We start from the raw sequence: 1,635 nt of genomic DNA, 5'->3' as shown, positions 1-1,635 counted from the left end.
AAAAAAACAGAAATCCCACAAAAACATAATGGTTTTCATAGAATTTCTTTTTTTTGAAACTACGAACATAATTTACTTATGTCACAGCCCCTTTTTTCTTTTGCTAAAAAAGTTTGCTTTCTTTTTATTAATAGATTAAAATGTTAATTGTATTAACATTGTTAACGCTGTTAATATAAGGCTGTTTAAAGCAAAATATTTAGCTAGTGAGTTTTGCTTGATTTTAATTATTCAATTGAAAAGGAAGTTTTAATATGAAAGAACATAAAAGCTTTCATCATGGCAATTTAAGAAATGCGATGGTTAAGCAAGGTTTGGATATTATTCAAGAAGAAGGACTAAAAGGAATTTCTTTACGAAAAGTAACTGAAAGATGTGGCGTTAGTAATCCTTCTGCTTATCGACATTTTAAAAATAAACAAGAATTAATGGAAACTTTGTTTATAGAAGTAGCCGCTTTTTTTAATAATTATTTGGCTGTTGCCAAAGAGGTTGTATCACCTAAGGAAAGGTTAACGGAAATGGGCGTTAATTTTGTCTATTTTTCTAAAGAATACCCTAATTACTATGATTTTCTTTTTCGAAGCACTTTTATGGAACCCGTCGCTTTTGATTCAAATGAAATTAACCTTTCAAAACAACAGAGTGGCTTTCTACTATTTAAAAAGGAAGTTTATGATTACTTAGATTTTTATCATATTGAAGGGAATCGAGGGCAACATTTACTCCATTTGTGGGCATACGTTAGTGGCTTGGCAATGATTGGTAGTGAGAATAATATTTTTTTTACTTCAAAAGACTTGATTAAAGAGCAAGTAGAAAACATGATGCAAATATATACAAAAGGAAATAAGCCTTCAATTGAAAAATAAATAGCTGAACTTATCAAGAAAGGAATTTATCATTATGAAAAAAACAACGATTATTTATGCCCATCCATATGATCAAAGCTATAATCAGGCGATTTTAACACAAGTGGCAGCAACTTTGCGGGAAAGAAAACAAGATTATGATGTAATTGATTTATATAAAGATCACTTTAATCCTGTTTATACGGAAGAAGAGTTGCAATACTTTCATCAAGGAAAAGCGTTAGATCCTTTAATCCTTAATTATCAAAAGCAGCTGCAAAATTGTAGTGAATTAATTTTTATTTTTCCGATTTGGTGGTATGATACCCCAGGAATTTTAAAAGGTTTTATTGATAAAGTGCTGCTTAATCACTTTGCTTATATAGATACTAAAACGGGCGTGGCTGGTAAGTTGACGAATATTACTAAAGCTACTGTAATCACTACATCAAAAGCACCGACTTGGTATTTAAAATGGTTTGGGGGCAATGCCATCAATAAAGTTTTAATTAAATCAACTTTAAAAGGTATAGGCATTAAAAATGCTAAATGGATCAATATGGATAAAATAAATAGTTCAACGCTGGAACAAAGACAGGCCTTTTTAACGCAATTACCAAAAGCAATCAACTAAAGCAAAAAAGAAAGCTATCTTAACCTTGTTAGCAGTTAAGATAGCTTTCTTTTTTTATTGGCTCTATAATATCTGGTGTTGGTGACAAAAAAAGTCACTAGCACCTATTTTTTTGTTTCAAAAATAGACAAGACATCTCGAAATCCTTTA

2 protein-coding genes are annotated in these 1,635 nt (G+C 30.2%); both read left to right on the top strand.

Annotation, left to right across the window (positions count from 1 at the left end):
- The first annotated feature begins 254 nt into the window (after positions 1 to 254).
- Entirely contained in the window at positions 255 to 872 is a 618-nt protein-coding gene (locus M2139_RS14225) for a TetR/AcrR family transcriptional regulator (protein ID WP_280739517.1), read from the top strand.
- Between the two features lie 34 nt (positions 873 to 906).
- Positions 907 to 1,485 (top strand): NAD(P)H-dependent oxidoreductase, encoded by a 579-nt coding sequence (locus M2139_RS14220; protein ID WP_280739516.1) that lies wholly within the window; start codon positions 907 to 909, stop codon positions 1,483 to 1,485.
- The last annotated feature ends 150 nt before the right edge of the window (positions 1,486 to 1,635 follow it).

It is taken from the genome of Enterococcus sp. PF1-24, from assembly GCF_029893325.1.
Taxonomy (GTDB): Bacteria; Bacillota; Bacilli; order Lactobacillales; family Enterococcaceae; genus HY326.
This window is presented reverse-complemented; position numbering and strand designations above follow the sequence as displayed.